Source organism: Streptomyces sp. NPDC021749 (genome assembly GCF_040640655.1).
Classification (GTDB): domain Bacteria; phylum Actinomycetota; class Actinomycetes; order Streptomycetales; family Streptomycetaceae; genus Streptomyces.
Genome location: NZ_JBFACE010000007.1, coordinates 58312 through 76353, shown reverse-complemented (window position 1 = coordinate 76353; position 18042 = coordinate 58312). Strand labels below are relative to the sequence as shown.

The window sequence follows — 18042 nt, the reverse complement described above, 5'->3', positions numbered from 1 at the left end:
GGCGGACGGGGGTGGCTCAGCCGACCCGGGCGGGCACGTCGTCGTCCAGGGTCTGCGGGCCGTACAGGTCGGCGACCCACTGCTCCTGGTACACGGTGTCCAGGTAGCGCTCGCCGAGGTCGGGGGCGATGGCGACGGCCCGGCCGCCGGGCGGCAGCGGGTGCCGGGCGAGCCAGGCGAGGGCGCCGCTGACGACGGTGCCGGTGGAGCCGCCGAAGAGGAAGCCGCGGCGGGCCAGCCGGCGGCAGCTGCGGATGGTGTCGGGCTCGGCGACCAGGACGACGTCGTCGACCAGCGATTCGTCGAGCAGCGGGGGCCGCACCCCGGTGCCCAGTCCCGGGATCATGCGGGTCCGGGCGGGGCCGCCGAAGGTGACCGAGCCCTCCGCGTCCACCGCGACCACCCGGGCCGACGGCTTGTGGTCCCGCAGGTAGCGGGCGCAGCCCATCAGGGTGCCGGTGGTCCCGGCGCCGACGAAGAGGACCGACAGGTCGGGGAAGGCCTTGAGGATCTCCGGGCCGGTGGTGCCGTAGTGGGCCTGCCCGTTGTCCGGATTGGCGTACTGGTCGAGCCAGACGAAGTCCTCGTTGTCGGCGCACAGTTCGCGGACGTGCGCCAGGCGCGCGCCGAGCAGCCCGTCCACCGGGTCCGGGGTGGTGATGACGTGCACCTCGCTGCCCAGCGCCTGCATGAGCTGGCGGGCGCCGAGGGTGCAGCGGGAGTCGGTCACGCACAGGAAGCGGTGGCCCCGGCTCGCGGCCAGCAGGCTCAGTGCCACGCCGAGGTTCCCCGAGGAGCTCTCCACCAGGGTGGAACCGGGACGCAGGCGCCCGCGGCGTTCGGCGGCGTCCACCATTGCGCGCGCGGCCTTGAGTTTGATGGAGCCGGCGAAATTGAACCCTTCGCATTTCAGCATCAACGGTTCACCGACGAGGGGTTCCAGATCGACGAAGAGGTCGTCGGCATTGAATTCGTGGGGAGCGGTGATGATGTGAATGGGACACCTGCCGCCTTGAGGGGTATGGGCTTCTTCAGATGCGTGCGCGATCCTGCCAAATCACACTGACTGCCGGTTGACCGGCCGCTGACCGGAATTGGTCAACTTGCCGCTTTCGCAAGGCCGTTGCTAGGTTCTGGGCGGCCCGGCCCGATGTCGTGGTCCGGGTGGTGCCGAAGGGGGAAGGCAGCCATGCGCATCGTGCTCGCCGAGGACCAGTTCTTGTTGCGCGAGGGCCTGATCCGGCTGCTGGAACCGCACGGATTCGAGGTCGTCTCGGTCGTCGGCAGCGGCCCGGAGCTGGTCCGGGCCCTGGACGTCGAACGCCCCGACCTGGTCCTGGCGGACATCCGGATGCCGCCGACGCACACCGACGAGGGGCTGCGCGCGGTGCTGGAGGCACGCCGCCGCCACATCGGCCAGCCGTCACTGCTGCTGTCGCAGTACGTCGACCAGCTCTACGCGCGGGAGTTGCTCGCGGACGGCGAGGGCGGGGTGGGCTATCTGCTGAAGGACCGGGTCTTCGACGCCGCGCAGTTCGTCTCGGCGCTGCGCCAGGTGGGCGGCGGCGGCACGGTGATGGACCCGGACGTGGTCAGCGCGATGATGTCCGGCAGCGGGCGGGATGGAAAAGTCGCGCGGCTGACCGACCGGGAACGCGATGTGCTGCACGGCATGGCCGAGGGCCGTTCGAATGCCGCGATCGCCGCGTCCCTCGTCATCACGGAAAAGGCGGTCACCAAACACATCGGCAACATCATGCAGAAACTGGATCTGCCGCCCTCGAAGGACGACAACCGCCGGGTGCTGGCCGTGCTGACCTATCTCAACCGTTCCTGACCGGGGCGGTCACCCCGCGGCCCGCCCGGACAGCAGCGCCGGGAAGAGGTTGAGGTGCTGGATGTTGCGGGTGCCTTCCATGAACTCCACGCCCCGCGCGTCCCGCACCAGTTTGTCCAGCAGCGGATGGCTCGCCCGGGCGGCCGGCGCCAGCAGCTCGCAGGCGGCCAGCGTGACCTCCTCGGCCAGTCGGCAGGCCCGCGCCTTGGCGGCCGAGGCGAGGTGCCCGTCGCCGGTGGCGTCCACCTCCGCGGCGGCCCGCAGGACCAGGGACCGGGCCGCGTCGATCCGCCGGCCCAGCTCCTCGATGCGGTCCCGGGCGGCGCCCCGCGCGGCCGGCCGCTGCTCGACGACGTACGCATGGGCGGCGCCCGCGATGCCGAGGGCCAGCGCCGCCACCCCGGGACGCAGCCGGTGGAACACCTGGACGCAGGCCCACATGCCGCGGCGAACCGGCGACAGGTGCCGGCCGAGCACCCGCTCGGGCCCGACGGGGAGGTCGTCGAGGGTGACGGCGCCCAGTTGGGCGCCGCGCAGTCCGAGCGTGTCCAGCGGCTCGGCCCGCCAGCCGGCGCATGCGGTGTCCACCAGGACGGCGGTCACGCCGAGCGGCCCGCTGCCGGTGCGGGCGAAGACCACGGCGAGCTGGGCGCGGGCGGCGTTGCCCACGTAGCGTTTGCGGCCGCTCAGGACGAGCCGGCCGTCGGCGCCGGGGCGCAGCGCGGTCTCCATCGCCGAGGCGTCGGAGCCGTGGTCGGGCTCGGTCAACGCGAAGCAGGTCCAGGTCGGTCCGCTCACCATCCGGGTGTAGTACTCCGCGCGCCGGTCCGGGTCGGCCAGCTTGTCCATCAGCACGCCCGACATCGACGGTCCGGGTGCGGCGAGGGTCAGCCCGGCGTCGCCGCGCGCCAGTTCCTCCAGCACCACGACGTGTTCCACGGCGCCGGTGCCCTCGAAGACGTACGGGCCCACCCGCAGCGGCCGGCCGCCGTACTCGCGCGGGGTGCCGTAGGTGGAGAGGTGGCGTACCCCGGGCAGGTCCAGGTAGTGGTGGACGGCGTCCGGGTCCCGGTCGAGCTCCAGCGCGACGGCGCGGAACTGGTCGCCCCACTCACGGGCCTCGGCGCGCAGTGTGGCCAGCCGTGCGTCACCGTTCACCGTTCCTCCTCGGCGGGCAGATAGACGTCGGCCAGCAGTTCCGACACCTCGGCGACGCCGCCGGGGCCCTCGCGCAGGAATCCGTACGCGCCCAGCAGCCGCAGCCAGGCCCGGTCGGTGCGGGTGACCTGGTGGTGCAGATGCCGCAGCAGCGCCGTGGTCGTCACGGCCGGGGTGAGCGTCTCGGCGTGTGCGGTCAGCTCCAGCTCGGCGGCGTACGCCTCCGCGGCCTGGGCCTTGACCAGTTGGTGCCGGAGGATCGTGCCGTCCCCGCTGGCGCGCCGGCCCAGCCGGGCCAGGCATGCGGTGCGGAGTCCGGCGGTGAGTCCGAGCCGGATCCGGAGCAGCGCGGGCAGGTCGGCCGGGGCGGGCCCGGGGGCCTCCGGCTCGCGCCGTACCAGGACCACGGGGCCGCCGGGCAGCGGGTACCGGCGCAGCACCCGGCCGTCCACCGGGCCCGCCGGCTCCGGCAGGACGGCGTGGCCGGCGGCGCCGCCGTCCAGGGCGTGCGGGCCGCGCCGGGTCAGCAGGGCCCGCAGGGCCGCCGCCGGGCCCTCGTCCCGGGCCGCCGTGTACAGCTGCCGGTGGTCGGGCGGGGCATCCGCCCCGGTCGCGGCGCTCATGCGGCCACCGGGCCGACGCGGCAGACCGACAGGTCACCGAGGGACCGGTCGTACTCGGCGAGCAGCACCGGGGCGTCGTGCGGTGCCGGGCGCAGCGCGGCCAGCGCTCCGAACAGCGCGGTGCACGGCCACCCCGGTGGTGCGTACGCGACCGAGCCGTGCGGGATCCGCGGTTCCCACCGCTCCCCCACCCCGGGCCCGACCAGGACCGTGGCGGCCCCATCGGCGGCGAGGTCGGCCGCGAGGGCGTCGAGGGTGCGCGGCACCTCCTCGGCGGGGACGCCCGCCCGCTGGCGCACCCCGAGCGCGTCCGGGGCGCCGTCCGGGGCCGGCTCGACGACCAGCGCCACCGCGGCGTCGCCCGCCACCCGGCGGTCCGGTGGCAGCGGAACGTCGTACGGGAGGTCCGCCTGGTCGAAGGCGAACGCCAGCACCCGCCGGAGGCGGTGGCGGACCACGCCGGAGCGGGCCAGCGCCAGCATGGTGAAGGGTGCCGAGACGCCGGTGTCGGTGACGCCGAAGAGCCGGGGCCGGCCGGGCAGGCGGGCGGCCATCGTGGGTCCGGTGAGCGTCAGCGGGTGCAGGTCGGGCGTCGCGTAGGCCAGCAACAGCAGGTCGACGGGGCGGTCCTGCGCGCCGAGCGGTTCCAGCAGGGCCGCTGCCATCTCCTCGAAGGTGGATCCGGTGACCGTCGGCCGGCCGGCCTCCCGCAGGGGCACGCCGGCGCCGGCGGCGACCTCGGCGTGGTAGCGGTCGTCGTCGGCGGCGCCGGGGCGGGTGGTCCCGGCCGGGAAGCGGCGGTGTGCCATCGCGGACACCGTCAGGGCGACCGTCACCGCTGTGCTCTCAGCTCGCCCATGAGGTGGTCGGCCAGCGAGCCGGCGGTGGCGAAGTGGCTCATCTCCAGGTTCTCCGTGTCGAACTCGCAGTCCAGCAGCTCCTCCAGGGCGAGCAGCAGGTCGAGCACGCCGGTGGAGTCGAGGCCGAGTTCGTCGAAGAGCCTGGTGTCGGTCGCCAGGCCGGTCAGGTCGCGCTGGAGGACGTCGCCGAGGGCTTCGGTGACGGCGGCGATCACCCGGTCCTGCTCGGTCGTGGGCTGCTGCACGGTCGCTTCGGTCATGTCCGTCGTCCTTCGGTGAGGGAGCGGGAAGGCCCGGGTGCCCGGGTCCGGCGGGTGGGGAGCGGGTCGAGCGGGGAACGCACGGCGGCCGCTGCGGGGTCGTACAGATGCTGGCGGGCCAGCAGGTCCCGGGGGGTGTCGGCGTCCCGGACGAGGTGCGCCCGCCCGCGGTGGACCAGCACCTCGGCGGGGTGGCCGTGGGAGAGGAAGAACACCGGTGAGGCGCTCGGCCCGTAGGCACCGGAGCGCCGTACGCCGAGGAGGTCACCGGTCCGCAACGGCGGCAGCGGCACCTTCTTGCCGAGGGTGTCGTTGGGCGTGCACAGCGGGCCGGTGATGTTCCACGGTTCGATGGCGCCGGTGGCGGGCCGGCTGAGCAGTTCGATGGGGAAGTTGCGTTTGACGAACGAGCCGATGCCCACAGCGGCCATGTGGTGGTTGGTGCCGCCGTCGGCCACCGCGAAGTTCTCCCCGGCCGAGGTCTTGGTGTAGCCGACCCGGACCACGTAGGTGCCGCTCTCGGCCACGAGGTAGCGCCCGAGTTCCATGATCAGCCGGGTGTCGGGGTGGGCTTCGGCGAAGGCGTCCAGGACCGGGTTGACGCCGTCGGCCAGGCGCGCCAGGTCCAGGTCGCGCTCGCCGTCGAAGTAGGCGACGCCGAGGCCGCCGCCGACGTCGACCATCTCCAGGGGGAAGCCGTGGTGCGCGGAGAGGCGTTCGGCGAGGTCGAGGATGCGCTCGGTGTTGAGCACGACGGCCTCCTCGCTGAGGATGCGGGTGCCCATGTACACCTGCACACCCATCAGCCGCACATGGGCCGGCCCCTTGCCCAGTGGTGCCGCATCCAGCAGCTGTTCCTCGTCGATGCCGAACTGGCGGGGTTTGCCGCCCATGGTGAGCCCCGAACCCTTCACCGTGAAGCTCGGGTTGACGCGCAGCGCGACCGGGGCCGTCAGGCCGAGTTCGCCGGCCAGTTCGTCGATCACCGCGAGTTCCTGGAAGGACTCGCAGATGACCGCGTGGACGCCTTCCCGGAGACAGGCGGCGAGCTCGTCGCGGCTCTTGCCGGGGCCGAGGAAGACGATGTCGCGGGCGCTCACCCCGGCGGCCCGCGCAGTGAGCAGCTCGGTCAGCGAGGAGACCTCGGCCCGGGCCCCGTGCGCGTGCAGCAGGGCGCAGACCGAGACGTTGGGGTTGGCCTTGAGCGAGTAGAAGACTTCCAGCCGGGGGTGGAGCAGTGCGCGCAGGGCGTCCATGCGACCGGTCAGGCGGTCGCCGTCGTAGAGGTACAGCGGGGTGCCGAACCGTTCGGCGAGGTCGGTGACGGCGAGGTTCTGCACGGTGAACTCAGCGGGCATCGACGGGCTCCTCCTCCAGGGTGGCCAGGTGTTCCGAGACGGCCTCGTCCAGCGAGGGGAGCCGCTGGGGGTCGCCGACCAGCAGTCCGTACAGCCGCCCCTGGTGGGGGCCGGAGCCGGCGCCGGCGTTGACGGTGGCGAAGTTGCTGACGACCAGCCCCTCCTCGCCCGGTGCCCGCAGCAGCAGGCCGTCCAGCAGCCGGCGTACCGCGGCGAACGGCAGTTCCCGGCGCAGGCGGAGGGGGTAGTGGCGGGCGAGTGCCGACTGGCCCGGGGCGAGGACGTGCTCCTGGAGCCGGACCTGGTAGGTCGACATGTTGTTGCGGGCGTTGATCTCGATCACCGGGAAGACGCCGCCGTCGGTGTCCACGATCGCGTCGATGCCGGCCACGCCGAAGAACCCGTCGGACGCCAGCTGCTTTCCCAGCACCCGGGCGGCGTGCCGGATCTCACCGAGCTGACCGGGCGTCAGGTCCGGGGGGAAGCGGTGGCCCTTGTGCACCCCGCCCTCGGTGAGGGCCTCCTTGACGAAGTCCAGCCGCACGGCGCCGTCCCGGCCCACGGTGATCTGGTAGTTGAGGTCCCGGTCCTTGGCCGCCCTTTCCTCGATCACGAAGGCGGCGCGGTCGGAGCCGGCGGCGCGGGCGCCGCGGGTGATCACGGCGTGCAGCCGGTCGAGGCGGCGCCGGCCGTCGACGACCGTGATGCCCTTGCCGGAGACGCCGAACGCCTCCTTGACCATCAGCCGGACGCCGCGCTCGCACAGTTCGGCGGCCTGCGCCATGATCGCGTCGAGCTCTTCGAGCGTCTCGCAGGCCCAGCCGCGCGGCTGCCGCAGCCCGGCCGCGTCCGCCGCGCGCCGGCTGTAGACCTTGCTGTTGACCGCCTTGCAGAGCGACGCCGGCGGGGCGGCCAGCGGGAGCCGGGACCGGGTGGCGAGCTCCTCCTCCAGGGCCGAGACGCCGTGCGGGGCCAGCAGGGCGCCCCGGTCGGCCAGTTCGCCGAGGGTGGCGATCAGCGCCTGGTCCGCCAGGGCGTCCCGGGTGACCATGTGCTGCGGCCGCTGGTCGGCCACCACGTGCACGGTGGGCAGGGCCAGCCCGAGCCCGCGCAGGTGGTCCAGGTAGTCCTCGTCGGGCCGGGTCTTGAGGACGACGTGGTCGTCGGCGTCGCCCAGCAGCAGCGCGAACTCCTCCATGCGGTTGACCACGGCGCTGTTCGCGGCCGACGAGAGCCTGGGCAGTCCGGTCTCGCCGCGGGCCCACTCCTCCTCGACCTCGAAGTTGCCCAGGAACACCAGGGACGCGCCCGGGTCACCGGCCACCGCGGTCTTCAGCCGCCGGCTGAAGTTCTCCTCCACCGCATCTCCGTCCTCCCCGTACACCCGGGGTGCTCAGTGCTCCACGACCATCGCGGCGAAGCACGCCCCGAGCCCGACGGCCACCATCAGGTAGTGGTCACCGGGGCGGAGCCTGCCCAGCTCGCAGGCCGTGACGTAGTTGACGAACGGGTCGGCCCCGAAGCAGTGGCCGGTGCGCGGGACGTTGTCCAGGAGCACCCGTTCGGTGCGGGTGCCCAGCCGGTCCGCCAGCCTCGTCCAGGCGACCCGGTTCACGTTGTGCGGCAGCACCAGGTCGATCTCGTCCATGGTCAGCCCGGCGGCGTCGACCGCCTCGCCGATGACCTCGGTGAGGACGTCGGCGTACATCCCGCGGAAGGACCGGGCCGCCTCCGGCGTCATCACCATCTTCGGGTGGCCGGTGGACACGGTCCGGGTGGCGAATCCGCAGACCCGGTCCCGGTTTCCGGACGCCGCCACCAGTACGGCGGCGGTCGCCTCACCGGTGGGGCCCACCCCGGGCACGAACTGGGTCTCCCGGGTCAGCGCCTTCTCCCCGGTCAGGATCAGTGCGAGCGCCTCGGGATCGCCCTCCTCCGCCAGCAGCATCCCGGCCACCTCCACCGCGAGCAGACCGGAGGCGCAGGCGTGCTCGGTCAACGCGAAGGTACGGGCGTGCCGCAGACCGGCCTCCCGCCGTATCTCCTGCAGCGCGCTGTGCGGATAGGGCGAGGGCGCACGCAGCGTCCTGGCGCGTATCAGGAAACGGACCCGGTCTTCCGCACCCCGCAGCGACGGCAGTTTCTCCAGTGCGGAGAGGAGCAACTCCTTCTCCGTGACCTCCTCGTCCCAGCAGATCCGGGAAAGTCCGAACCCCCGGATGTAGCGGCGCAGTTCCGCGTCGGTCAGCCCCAGGTCCGGCTGGCGCTCCGCGAGGAAAACCGGTGACGGCCAGTGCGTGGATACCTCGGCTATTGAGGTCACAGCCCGCCGACTCCTTTCGAGCCCGACTGTCCCCGAATTGGGTGCGGGGAACGGGCACAAAGTAATCGCACGGATTGACGAGGCACTGACTGGGCACTGACCAGGCCGATCAACCCGGGGTGCTATTCCCCGGGGTGAGCCGTCGGCCGCGGGCCGGCGCCGGGCGTATTTCGAGCCAGGGCGCACTTTTCTCTGCACGGGCGGGGAAAGACCGTGGCCATGGAGAATCCACCCTTCCGCAACCTGGTGCGCCGCGCCGGCCTGTCCAAAACCCATCGGCCCCGGGCTACGGCCGTTGCACGGACGGGAGTTGGGGCACCGCCCCTCGGACCGGGCCGGCCCGCCCCCGGCGTCCCGGGGGCGCCCGGCACCGGTCCCGGACGGCCGGTCGACGGGACGCCGGGCGAGGTGCCGACGGTGCGGGATTTTCCGTAAGGGGAAGGCAAAAGCACCTCCTTCGCGATATCACTGACCACTACGGCGTGTGTTAGCTTTGCGTGGCCGAAAAGCATGGACCCACGCTCAGCACGTAGTACGCGCACGGTGATGGTCAGCAGCTCAAGGCCCAGGGGGGACCAGCTCATGCAGCAACGCCGGACCGCTGTCCAGTGGGGAATCTCCCGGAAGCTCGCTCTTTCGCGAGCCTGACCTCATCGCCCCTCGCACGGAATTCCCCCATCCGTTTTCCGGGGGAAGTAGTGGTTCTTGATCGCATGCCGCGCATGCGCCGTTCTCCACCCGCAACGACCAGGCGGGATCATGCGTTCCGTCCGTCCGGCGACGCCTCAGTGAGGACAGGGGGAAGACGCCGAATGCCGAGTACAGGGAGCAGGCGCCGAACGCTGACCACCGGGAGAAGAAGAATGGAAGACAGATGGCTCCGCACATCCTGAACGGGGACGACATGGACACGGGCGAGGTGTCGGTCGCGTTACTGGGCCCTTTGACCGTCGCCCATCGGGGGAAGTCCTACGGCGTCGGGCCGAACCGTGCCCGGGCCCTGCTCGCCGTGCTCGCCCTCTCCGCCGGAGAGGTCGTCTCCATCGACTTCCTCATCGACGAACTCCTCACCGACCGGCCCTGGAAGAACCCGAAGAACGCCCTGCAGGCCGGGGTTCACCGCCTGCGCGACGCCCTGGAGCGGATCACCGGCACCACGGGCACCCTGATGGTGCGCACCTCGGCCAACGGCTATCTGCTGGACGTCCCGCCGGCCCGGGTCGACGCCCACCGGTTCGACACCCTCGCCGCCCAGGGGGCGGCCCTGCTCCCCCACGCGCCCGACGAGGCCGTCGCCGTGCTGGAGGAGGCGCTCGCCCTGTGGCGCGGGGACGCGCTGCTCGACGTGCTGGGCGGTCTGCGGTGCCAGAACCAGATGAGCCGGCTGGCCAGCCAGCGTCTGAGCACCCTGGAGGACCTCTACGAGGCCAAGCTGGTCAGCGGCGGGTACCGCGTGCTGAACGGGCTGGAGCAACTCGCCCTGGAACACCCCGAACGCGAGCGTCTGACGGAGCTGCTGATGGTCGCGCTCTACCGTTCCGGGCGGCAGCAGGAGGCCCTCGCCACCTTCCAGCGGGTCCGTTCCTGGCTCCAGGACGAACTCGGCGTGGAACCGGGCCGCAAGCTGCGGAGCCTGCAGCGGGCGATCCTCACCCAGGACGTGGCCATCGACGCCCGGCTGCCCCAGGCGTCACGCTCGTGACGGCCGGTCACGGAGGCGGCCGGTGCCACCCGACCGCCTCGCGGCCGGCGTCCAGAGGATGCTCCAGGAACCGCTCCTCGACCCGCGCCGCACGGCCCCGCACCGCCAGCGCGCCCGCGTACCCGGGTCCCGGCTCCAGGTCGAACAGGGCGAACGGCCCGGCGGCGTACGGCCCGCGCCACTCCACGAGCGCCGGGGACCGCCCCGGCGCCGACACGGTGAGGTCGCGCTTGGGCACGACGATGCCCAGCCCGACCGCCTTCAGCAGCGCCTCCTTCCGCGTCCAGTACACCGCGTAGGCCCGGTCCCGCCGGTGGTCGGGCAGCGCCTGGAACGCGCGGTACTCGCCCTCGGCCAGCACCCGCGGGGCCAGCCGCCGCACGGACCGGCCGGGGACCCGCTCGACGTCCACCCCGGGCTCCGGGCCCTCGGTGACGGCGAGGACCACCCGGTCACCGGCGTGGGCGAGCGAGAAGCGCACCCCGGCACCGGGCACGAACGGCTTGCCGTGCGGGCCGCCGCAGTGCCCGCATCGTCGGCACAGCGGCACCCGCCGCGGCGGCGTCCCGGTGATCCCGCCGATGACCGTGCGGATCAGCGCCCGTCCGGTGACCAGGCGGGCCCGGTCCGCCGGCTGGTGCAGCCGTGCACGGCGGGCGCGCTCGTCCGCGGCCAGCAGCTCCCGGGTCGCCGGGTCGTCGACCACCGGGGACCACCACACCCGGCACACCGGGGCTCCGGCCACGGCCCGGTTCACCGCTGCCCGTCGACGGCCTGCCGGCCGGTCAGGCCGAGGAACACGTCGTCCAGCGAGGGGCGGCGGCGCGCGAAGTCGGCCACCTCGACCCCGGCCTCGTGGAGCGCCGACGCGGCGGCGGCGATCCCGGCGAGCCCGTCGTCGAGCTGCCACCCGAGCAGGCCCCGCTGCGCGTCCTCGGTCAGTTCGCCGGTCACCACGGTGCGCAGGGCCCGGCGCGCCCCGGCCAGTCCCGCCGCGTCGGCGAGGGTGATCTCCAGTCGCTCCTGCCCGACCTTGCGCTTGAGCTCGTCGGCGGTGCCCTCGGCCACCACCACACCGTCCGCGATCACCGAGATGTGGTCGGCCAGTTGGTCGGCCTCCTCCAGGTACTGCGTGGTCAGCAGGACGGTGACGCCCTGGGCCACGAGTTCCCTGACCACGTCCCACAGCGCGATCCGGCTGGCCGGGTCCAGGCCGGTGGAGGGTTCGTCGAGGAAGATGACCTCGGGCGAGCCCACCAGGGTGCTGGCCAGGTCCAGGCGCCGGCGCATCCCGCCGGAGTAGGTCCCGAGCGGCCGCCCGGCCGCCGCGCTCAGGCCGAAGCGTTCCAGCAGCTCCCCGGCCCGGGCCCGGGCGTCCCGGCGGCCCATCCCGAGCAGCCGTCCGAGCAGCGTCAGGTTCTCCCAGCCGGTCAACTGCTCGTCCACCGCGGCATATTGGCCCGACAGGCCGATCCGGCGCCGCACCTGCCGGGCCTCGCTCGCCACGTCGTACCCGGCGACCCGGACGGTACCGGTGTCGTGGCGCACGAGGGTGCTGAGCACGCGCACGGTGGTGGTCTTCCCCGCGCCGTTGGGGCCGAGCAGCCCCAGTACGCTGCCGGCCGGCACGCGCAGGTCCACCCCGCGCAGCACCTCGACGTCCTTGTAGCTCTTGCGCAGTCCCTCGACCTCGATGGCCGCCGTCGCGTCCGGCACGTCGTCAGGCTCCCCGGGAACCGAGGCGGGCGGGGTCCAGGTCCGTCCAGTGCTCCTCGACGTAACGGGCGGCCTCGGCCCGGGTCACCGAGGAGAGCACCGGCCGCCAGCCGTCCGGGAGCTCGGCGAACGCCGGCCAGAAGCTGTGCTGGTTCTCGTCGTTGACCAGCACGTGGAAGGTGCCTTCCGCGTCGTCGAACGGGTTAGTCATGGCCGCCCCTGTCGTCCTCATCGCCCACCGGCGTGGTCCTCCTCACTATGCTCAAGCGCGCTGACGCGGGACTGACGAACGGCTGAGCACGGCCGCCGGCCGGCCCGCCGGGTACGGGGGACGGGTCCGCCCGGAGAGCACCCGGTCGGCGCGCGCGGCGGAGGGCCGGCAGGTGATCCGGCCGAGCAGGGCTGCCGGGCCGCCGCCCGGCCCGCCGGACTCCCCGCGCGCCCCACGCCAGGCGCACCAGGCCGGCAGGGCGACCACGCCGACGAGCACCTCCAGGGCGACCGCGGAGACCGCGGCCACCACGGCCGCCGACCGCATCCCGGCCGTCGGCCCGTCCCCCGGGAACCACCCGGCCGCCACGAGCACGGCGGCCGCCGCGGCGAGGGGGGACCCGGCGCGGCAGCAGCCGTCCTGTGCGGCGGCGCCGGCCGGCATGCCCAGGCGCCGGTTCTCCCGGACCCGTCCCACCGCCCGGACGTACGGGGGCAGGGCGAGCGCCGACAGCACCAGCCAGGCGGCCACCGGGGCCCACCGGCCCGCCGGCGCGCCCTGCGCGGCCGGTGCGACCAGTGCGGGCGCCACCTCGCCGAGCACCGCCCAGGTCACCGAGGTCACCAGGGCCTGCGCCAGGACGACCGACGGGCCGAGCACCCAGGACCGCAGGGCGAGTGCGGCGCCGGCCGCGGCGAGGGCCAGCAGCCCCACTCCCCCCGCCGACCACGGCCACAGCCCCCCGGGGGCCGCGAGGGGCAGCGCCCCGGCGAGGACGGCGAGCACGCCGGCGGTGCCGACGAGGCCGGCCGGCGCCCGGTCCGTCACCCGGCCGATCACCGCGCGGCGCATCCGGGCCGCACGCAGCGACCCGGCCCGGCGGGGCGGGCGGCGCGGGGCGGTGCGGCGGCACCCCTCGCCGAGCACGAGGACGGCGGGCACCGCGACGCTCGCCGTCACCGTCACCACCACGGCCACCACCGCCGTCCCGGCCGCGACCCCGGGCGGCACCGGGGCCCCGCTCACGGTGAGCCCGGCCCCGGTGAGCAGCAGCAGCCCGGCGCAGCGCGGCCCGGCCCGCCCGGAGGTGGCGGCCACGATGGTGCGCGCCGCGGCGGGCCGGTATCCGCGCGCGCTCTCCTCCCGGTACCGGCGTACCTGGGCGGGGATCAGGTCCAGGCCCAGCACCAGGCCGACCAGGGCCACCGCACCGGCGGCCGGGGCGCCGCCCGGCGTGACCACATAGCCGAGCGCCGCCAGCCCCCCGCCCCAGGCGAGCGCCGCCAGGAGACGCAGGCGTGCACCGCCCGCGGTGGCCAGAGCAGCGGTGACCAGTGCCAGGAGCGCCACCGGGGGGCCGAACCGGCCGGCCACGCCGAACGGGCGGACCAGGGAGCCGAGGTGGACCACGAGGCCGATCGCGGCCAGCCAGCCGCAGACCGCCCGTTCCGGGGCGCCGGCGGCCCACCGTGCCGTACGGACGGTTCCCCACCGAGGTAACGCCATATGCCTGCCATCCTTCTCCCTCGGGCCGGCGGGGAGCGGTCCCGGCGGTGCGGGAGCCGCTCCCCGTGGCTCGACCGTCACATCGTCGCCGGTCGGTCGTCGGTCGCGTCGACGATGTCGCAGGGGATCTCGAAGGCCACCGTGGTGGGCCCGCCGTCCGGGCTGGTGATCGCGAGGGGGCCGTCGAAGACCGCCAGCCGGCGTTCGACCCCCTTCAGACCGTTGCCCTTCTTCAGGTCGGCCCCTCCCCCGCCGTTGTCGTGCACCGCGACCCGCAGTGCACCGTCGGCGTGCCGGATGTCGACGTGCGCCTCACGGGCCCCGGCGTGCTTGGTGACGTTGGCGAGGAGTTCGGCGATGGAGAAGTACGCGGCGGACTCGACCGGCTCCGGCAGCCGTCCCGGCAGCGAACCGGCGACCTGGATCTTCAGCGGGATGCCGAGGGCGAGGGTGCGGACCGCGTCGACCAGACCGCGGTCGGCGAGCACCGGCGGGTGGACGCCGTTGACCAGGTCCCGGATCTCGTTGAGCGTCTTGGTGGAGTCCTGCTTGGCCGCCAGGAGCAGGGCCCGCGCCGCCTGCGGGTTCTCCTCCAGCAGGGACTCGGCCGCGGAGAGCGTCATGCCGAGGGCGACCAGCCGTACCTGCGCTCCGTCGTGCAGGTCCCGTTCGATGCGGCGGATCTCCCCGGCCTGCATGCGCATCGCGTCCGACCGCGAGTGCGTCAGGTGGTCGACGCGTGCCGACAACACGGTCCGGGAGGTGCCGAGTACGGCGCGCACCCAGCGGCCGTGCAGCGGCAGCATCAGCCGGGGCAGGTAGCGCAGCGAGACCACGATCTCCACGACGCCCAGGCCGGCGGCGCCGATCGCCGCCGGCAGGCTCTGCACCGGCAGGAAGAGGAACCAGGTGTTGTCCCAGCTCTCCACCACCGGCTGCCAGATGAACGGCAGGATCAGCCCGAACAGTCCGTGTGCGAGCGCCACCGCGGGCAGCAGCGCCAGGACCGGTCCGATGCAGGGGTTGATCAGCAGCCACAGCAGATCACGCCAGGTGGCCGGATCGCCGATCATCCGGTGCACCCGGCGCAGGCCCGGCAGCCGGGCCTGACCGGGCGGTTCGGGCGCGTACGGTTCGGGCACCCGCACCCCCGTCCATTCCAGCGCGAGCCTGCGCTGGAGCCGCGCGTCGGCGCGCACGGTGTCCAGCGCCCCGGGCAGCAGCGGGATCCCGACGCCGACGCAGGCCAGACAGACCACCAGGCCGACCCAGACCAGGAGCAGGGCCTCGGCCAGCGCCAGTCCGCTCAGCACCACGCCTCGCCATAACAGGGCGGCCGACCCGCCCCATCCGGGCCGCAGGGCCACCTCGGCACCGTGCTCGTTCATCTTGCGCCTCGTTTCCTGTCAGCGGTAGGTGGATGAAGCATCCCCTGAGGCACACCGCGGACGCAGGGGAGCTAACTCCCCTGTTTCGGTGTCGTGTCGTAGTCGCTGGTCCCGGCGTCGAGGAGCGGCATGCCGCGCCGGCCGGCGGCCCGGGAGAGCCAGCGCAGGGAGTGGTAGCCGGTCAGCACGATGAGCGTGCCGAGGGCGATGCCGCTCAGTTCGAAGTGCGCCGTGAACTTCAGCGAGACGCCGCCGATGGCGATGATGATGCCGGCCGCCGCCGGGATGAGGTTCAGCGGCACGGTGAAGTCCACCCGGTTCCGGATCCAGATCTGGGCGCCCAGCAGGCCGATCATGCCGTAGAGGATGACGGTGATGCCGCCCAGCACCCCGCCGGGGATCGCGGCCACCACCGCACCGAACTTCGGGCAGAGACCGAACAGCACCGCGAAGGCCGCCGCCGCGGAGTAGGCGGCGGTGGAGTAGACCCGGGTGGCCGCCATCACGCCGATGTTCTCGGCGTACGTGGTGGTGGCGGGGCCGCCGACCGCGGTGGACAGAACGGTGGCCGTGCCGTCGGCGACGATGGCCATCCCCATCTTGTCCTCCAGGGGATCACCGGTCATCTCCCCGACCGCTTTGACGTGTCCGGCGTTCTCCGCGACCAACGCCACCAGGACGGGCAGTGCCACGAGAATCGCGGAGGCCGAGAAATTCGGCGCGTGGAAGGTCGGGAGGCCGATCCAGTCGGCCTTCTGCACGCCGGAGAAGTCGATGCGCCAGTGGTCGGTCACCTTCCCCGCGCCATTGGCGGAGTGAATCATTCCAGTGGTGCGGTCGAGCACCCAGGACAGTACGTATCCGAAGACCAGGCCCAGGAAGATGGCGATGCGCGACCAGAAACCGCGCAGGACGACGAGGGCGAGGCCGGTGAACAGCATGGTCGCCAGCGCCGTCCACTGGTCCTGCGGCCAATAGGTGGATGCGGTCACCGGGGCCAGGTTGAAACCGATGAGCATCACGACCGCGCCGGTCACCACGGGCGGCAGGACCGCATGGACCACCCGGGCCCCGAGGACGTGGATGACGATGCCGCAGCCCGCCAGGCTGGCGCCGACGACGAGCATCGCCCCCGTCAGCGTGCCGGCGTCTCCGCCCTGCCCCGCGATCACGGCGGACACCCCGACGAAGGAGAGCGACGAGCCCAGGTAGCTCGGGATGCGTCCGCGGGTCATCACCAGGAAGAGCACCGTGGCCACGCCCGATGCCATGAGGGCGAGGCCCGGGTCCAGCCCCATGAGGACGGGTGCGACGAAGCACGCGCCGATCATCGAGACCACGTGCTGGGCGCCGAGCGCGATGGTGCGTCCCCACGTCAGGCGCTCCCCGGGCCGGACCACCTCCCCCGGCCTCAGGTGCCGTCCGTCTCCATGAAGCTGCCACCCGAAGCGGGCCATGATCACTCTCCACATCTGCGACGCCCTGCACGTCACAGAGCCGAGGTGATTCATAGTCGAACGACTGCTGCAGGACAAACCGCCTCCGCGGCGTCCGCGGCCCCGGCCGCCGCTGCCGCCGGACGAGGGCACGCCGTCGGACGGAGGGGACCTCGCCGTACGGCCCGGCCGGTGCGGGCGTACCAGGGGAAAGGACACCCCCTGGGAGCCGGACTCCGCCGTATCACGAGGTCCCCGGGCAGCCGGGACTCAGTGGCCGTATTTCTTCACGGCCTGGTAGTAGGTCCAGGCCAGTGCCCTGCAGGAGGCTTTGCGGGTGCCCGAGTAGCGCCCGCAGACCCGCTTCAGGTCCTCGTAGAGCGCCTTGTCCAGTCGGGCTTTGTTCGCCTTGAACGTGCCCATCCGCTTGTAGTTGCGATAGCCGAAGTCATGGCGCGCACAGCGGAGGTGGAAGGGAAAGCCGAGGGGGTTGTCGGGCGACTTGGAGCAGTAATCCGTGTTCCAGTTGAAGCGGTAGGCGGACCATTTCGACCGGTGGTCCCGGGCGGCGGCCCACTGCGTGTAGCTGGCCGCGTCGGTCCGGGTCCAGTTCGCCAGGACCCGGGGCTTGTCGGCGGGCACGGCCGGGGCGGCCGGGGCGGGGGCGGCTGCGGTCAGCAGCGCCGCTATTGCCAGGAGCGGGGCGGTGAGTACGGGGATACGTCTTCGGGACATGCGCCAACCTCCGGAATTGTGCGCCACGTTCACCGCGGCGCTTCCTGGAACGCGAAAAGATATGGGTTTCTCAAAGGCCGTTGCCGCTCTTGTGGCTCTCCGGAGAGCCACAAGAGGGCGCGCCGATTATTACCCCGTTCCGGTCAACGCCGCCCGGTGAACGCGGAATTCCGCAAGGCGGCTGCCACGCTGGGCGGATGACGACGACTCAGGAATCCGGCGAACCGGGTCGGATCGGCGCCCCGGCGCCCCGCCCGGCACCGCCCGGCGACGTGGCCGGGGTGCTGGCGCGGATGCGGGCGCTGGACGCGGCGCTGCCCACCGGGGACGGGGTGGCGGTCTTCAACGGTGTCTACCTGACCGTGACCGAGGCGGTGGCGCGGCGCCTCGGTGACGGCGGTTTCCGGGATCCGGCGGCCGCCGGGGAGCTCGACGTCCGGTTCGCCCGGCGCTATTTCGCCGCGGTGGACGCGGCGGCGGCCGGGCTGCGGCCGCCGGCGTGCTGGCGCCCGCTGTTCCAGCTGCGCCGGCACCCGGACGTACACCCGCTGCAGTTCGCACTGGCCGGGATCAATGCGCACATCGGCCACGACCTGGCGCTCGCCGTGCTGGACACCTGCCGGGCGCTGGAGTGCGAACCGGCGGCGCTGGAGGGCGACTTCGACCGGGTGGGCGGGGTGCTGACGAGCCTGGAGGAGCGGATCCGCGAGCAGCTGATGCCCGGCCCCGACCTGCTCGACATCGCCGATCCGCTGACCCATCTGATCGGGTCCTGGAGCCTGGACAAGGCCCGGGACGGCGCCTGGGTGGCGGCCCGCGCCCTGTGGAGCGTGCGCCGGCTGCCGGAGGTGACGGAGGAGTTCACCGAGCGGCTGGACGCCGGCGTCGGCCTGGTGGGCCGGATGCTGCTGACCCCGCTGCCCGGCTGA

18 protein-coding genes are annotated in these 18042 nt (G+C 73.4%); 3 read left to right on the top strand and 15 right to left on the bottom strand.

From position 1 onward, the window contains the following. Window positions 1-16: 16 nt before the first annotated feature. Window positions 17-997, bottom strand: a complete 981-nt coding sequence (gene sbnA / locus AB0G35_RS09345; RefSeq protein ID WP_360946697.1) for a 2,3-diaminopropionate biosynthesis protein SbnA — start codon at window positions 995-997, stop codon at window positions 17-19. 192 nt (window positions 998-1189) lie between these two features. Here sbnA and AB0G35_RS09340 point away from each other — a divergent pair, with 192 nt between their 5' ends. Then, window positions 1190-1837, top strand: a complete 648-nt coding sequence (locus tag AB0G35_RS09340) for a response regulator transcription factor (RefSeq protein WP_360946274.1) — start codon at window positions 1190-1192, stop codon at window positions 1835-1837. A 9-nt stretch (window positions 1838-1846) separates the two neighbouring features. Here AB0G35_RS09340 and AB0G35_RS09335 read toward each other — a convergent pair whose 3' ends face one another. Genes AB0G35_RS09335 through AB0G35_RS09305 form a run of 7 tightly spaced genes read right to left on the bottom strand, consistent with a single transcriptional unit; the run spans window position 1847 to window position 8419 of the window. Next, window positions 1847-2995: an acyl-CoA dehydrogenase family protein gene (locus AB0G35_RS09335; protein ID WP_360946271.1), complete on the bottom strand. Its 1149-nt coding sequence runs from the start codon at window positions 2993-2995 to the stop codon at window positions 1847-1849. Next, complete coding sequence (locus AB0G35_RS09330; RefSeq protein WP_360946268.1) at window positions 2992-3618, bottom strand: hypothetical protein; 627 nt, start codon at window positions 3616-3618, stop codon at window positions 2992-2994. The genes AB0G35_RS09335 and AB0G35_RS09330 overlap by 4 nt, the downstream gene beginning before the upstream one ends. After that, window positions 3615-4427 (bottom strand): hypothetical protein, encoded by an 813-nt coding sequence (locus tag AB0G35_RS09325; protein WP_360946265.1) that lies wholly within the window; start codon window positions 4425-4427, stop codon window positions 3615-3617. The genes AB0G35_RS09330 and AB0G35_RS09325 overlap by 4 nt, the downstream gene beginning before the upstream one ends. A gap of 23 nt (window positions 4428-4450) precedes the next feature. Next, window positions 4451-4738, bottom strand: a complete 288-nt coding sequence (locus AB0G35_RS09320) for a phosphopantetheine-binding protein (RefSeq protein ID WP_360946262.1) — start codon at window positions 4736-4738, stop codon at window positions 4451-4453. Next, window positions 4735-6096 (bottom strand): type III PLP-dependent enzyme, encoded by a 1362-nt coding sequence (locus tag AB0G35_RS09315; RefSeq protein ID WP_360946259.1) that lies wholly within the window; start codon window positions 6094-6096, stop codon window positions 4735-4737. Before AB0G35_RS09315 ends, AB0G35_RS09320 begins: the two co-directional genes overlap by 4 nt. Beyond that, window positions 6086-7456, bottom strand: coding sequence for a hypothetical protein (locus AB0G35_RS09310; protein WP_360946256.1), 1371 nt, complete (start codon window positions 7454-7456; stop codon window positions 6086-6088). The genes AB0G35_RS09315 and AB0G35_RS09310 overlap by 11 nt, the downstream gene beginning before the upstream one ends. 33 nt (window positions 7457-7489) lie before the next feature. Next, window positions 7490-8419 carry a 3-oxoacyl-[acyl-carrier-protein] synthase III C-terminal domain-containing protein gene (locus AB0G35_RS09305; protein WP_360946253.1) on the bottom strand — a complete coding sequence of 310 codons (930 nt, stop codon included), beginning with the start codon at window positions 8417-8419 and terminating at the stop codon, window positions 7490-7492. Between the two features lie 874 nt (window positions 8420-9293). Between AB0G35_RS09305 and AB0G35_RS09300 the strand changes: the two genes are divergently transcribed. Next, window positions 9294-10121 carry an AfsR/SARP family transcriptional regulator gene (locus AB0G35_RS09300; protein WP_360946250.1) on the top strand — a complete coding sequence of 276 codons (828 nt, stop codon included), beginning with the start codon at window positions 9294-9296 and terminating at the stop codon, window positions 10119-10121. A gap of 7 nt (window positions 10122-10128) precedes the next feature. On the opposite strand, the gene AB0G35_RS09295 is transcribed toward AB0G35_RS09300, so the two are convergent. The 7 genes from AB0G35_RS09295 to AB0G35_RS09265 form a co-directional block, all read right to left on the bottom strand. Further along, the gene (locus tag AB0G35_RS09295) at window positions 10129-10866 is read right to left on the bottom strand and encodes a 4'-phosphopantetheinyl transferase superfamily protein (RefSeq protein WP_360946247.1); all 738 of its coding nucleotides are present in this window, start codon (window positions 10864-10866) and stop codon (window positions 10129-10131) included. Window positions 10867-10874: 8 nt separating this feature from the next. Next, entirely contained in the window at window positions 10875-11837 is a 963-nt protein-coding gene (locus AB0G35_RS09290) for an ATP-binding cassette domain-containing protein (protein WP_360946244.1), read from the bottom strand. Window positions 11838-11841: 4 nt separating this feature from the next. Further along, window positions 11842-12048 carry an MbtH family protein gene (locus AB0G35_RS09285; protein WP_360946241.1) on the bottom strand — a complete coding sequence of 69 codons (207 nt, stop codon included), beginning with the start codon at window positions 12046-12048 and terminating at the stop codon, window positions 11842-11844. Between the two features lie 51 nt (window positions 12049-12099). Continuing rightward, window positions 12100-13554, bottom strand: coding sequence for a hypothetical protein (locus AB0G35_RS09280; RefSeq protein WP_360946238.1), 1455 nt, complete (start codon window positions 13552-13554; stop codon window positions 12100-12102). A gap of 77 nt (window positions 13555-13631) precedes the next feature. After that, on the bottom strand, window positions 13632-14942 hold the full coding sequence (locus AB0G35_RS09275; RefSeq protein ID WP_360946235.1) for a sensor domain-containing protein: 1311 nt from the start codon (window positions 14940-14942) through the stop codon (window positions 13632-13634). 71 nt (window positions 14943-15013) lie between these two features. After that, window positions 15014-16399 (bottom strand): solute carrier family 23 protein, encoded by a 1386-nt coding sequence (locus AB0G35_RS09270; protein WP_360946232.1) that lies wholly within the window; start codon window positions 16397-16399, stop codon window positions 15014-15016. Between the two features lie 249 nt (window positions 16400-16648). Then, complete coding sequence (locus tag AB0G35_RS09265) at window positions 16649-17113, bottom strand: phospholipase (protein ID WP_360946229.1); 465 nt, start codon at window positions 17111-17113, stop codon at window positions 16649-16651. A 272-nt stretch (window positions 17114-17385) separates the two neighbouring features. Here AB0G35_RS09265 and AB0G35_RS09260 point away from each other — a divergent pair, with 272 nt between their 5' ends. Then, the gene (locus tag AB0G35_RS09260) at window positions 17386-18042 is read left to right on the top strand and encodes a DUF5995 family protein (RefSeq protein WP_360946694.1); all 657 of its coding nucleotides are present in this window, start codon (window positions 17386-17388) and stop codon (window positions 18040-18042) included.

Excerpts from the sequence above, each read along its gene's own strand:
- AB0G35_RS09340 (WP_360946274.1), top strand. The coding sequence starts at position 1,190 with ATGCGCATCGTGCTCGCCGAGGACCAGTTCTTGTTGCGCGAGGGCCTG.
- AB0G35_RS09330 (WP_360946268.1), bottom strand. The coding sequence starts at position 3,618 with ATGAGCGCCGCGACCGGGGCGGATGCCCCGCCCGACCACCGGCAGCTG.
- AB0G35_RS09325 (WP_360946265.1), bottom strand. The coding sequence starts at position 4,427 with ATGGCACACCGCCGCTTCCCGGCCGGGACCACCCGCCCCGGCGCCGCC.
- AB0G35_RS09320 (WP_360946262.1), bottom strand. The coding sequence starts at position 4,738 with ATGACCGAAGCGACCGTGCAGCAGCCCACGACCGAGCAGGACCGGGTG.
- AB0G35_RS09315 (WP_360946259.1), bottom strand. The coding sequence starts at position 6,096 with ATGCCCGCTGAGTTCACCGTGCAGAACCTCGCCGTCACCGACCTCGCC.
- AB0G35_RS09300 (WP_360946250.1), top strand. The coding sequence starts at position 9,294 with ATGGCTCCGCACATCCTGAACGGGGACGACATGGACACGGGCGAGGTG.
- AB0G35_RS09285 (WP_360946241.1), bottom strand. The coding sequence starts at position 12,048 with ATGACTAACCCGTTCGACGACGCGGAAGGCACCTTCCACGTGCTGGTC.
- AB0G35_RS09280 (WP_360946238.1), bottom strand. The coding sequence starts at position 13,554 with ATGGCGTTACCTCGGTGGGGAACCGTCCGTACGGCACGGTGGGCCGCC.
- AB0G35_RS09275 (WP_360946235.1), bottom strand. The coding sequence starts at position 14,942 with ATGAACGAGCACGGTGCCGAGGTGGCCCTGCGGCCCGGATGGGGCGGG.
- AB0G35_RS09270 (WP_360946232.1), bottom strand. The coding sequence starts at position 16,399 with ATGGCCCGCTTCGGGTGGCAGCTTCATGGAGACGGACGGCACCTGAGG.
- AB0G35_RS09265 (WP_360946229.1), bottom strand. The coding sequence starts at position 17,113 with ATGTCCCGAAGACGTATCCCCGTACTCACCGCCCCGCTCCTGGCAATA.